Here is a 234-nt window from a genome sequence, read left to right as displayed (position 1 = left end):
CATAAGAAGTTATTTGCTCAAGTGCCTCTGCAAACGGGATCTTTATTTCAAGAGTCCTTAAATAGTCTGCAAAGCGGGCAAATTGCTTATCCTGTTCCGCTTTGCGGAGTTTCTGAGGATAAGGCATCTTGGCTTGATATTCTTCAACCTTAGATGCTGCAGGTTTATTCCTTACAGAAATGGTTGAAGAGGCCTTGTTAGGAGGATTACTGTCAGCACCCTCAGGTGGCTGAT

1 protein-coding gene is annotated in these 234 nt (G+C 43.6%); it reads right to left on the bottom strand.

Features of this window, described 5'->3' with window-relative positions; translation table 11 throughout:
• Positions 1–234, bottom strand: a 234-nt coding sequence (locus H2O73_RS21985; RefSeq protein ID WP_220457788.1) for a hypothetical protein, incomplete at both ends; no start/stop codon positions are given.

Source organism: Vibrio marinisediminis (genome assembly GCF_014050145.1).
Classification (GTDB): Bacteria; Pseudomonadota; Gammaproteobacteria; order Enterobacterales; family Vibrionaceae; genus Vibrio; species Vibrio marinisediminis.
This window is presented reverse-complemented; position numbering and strand designations above follow the sequence as displayed.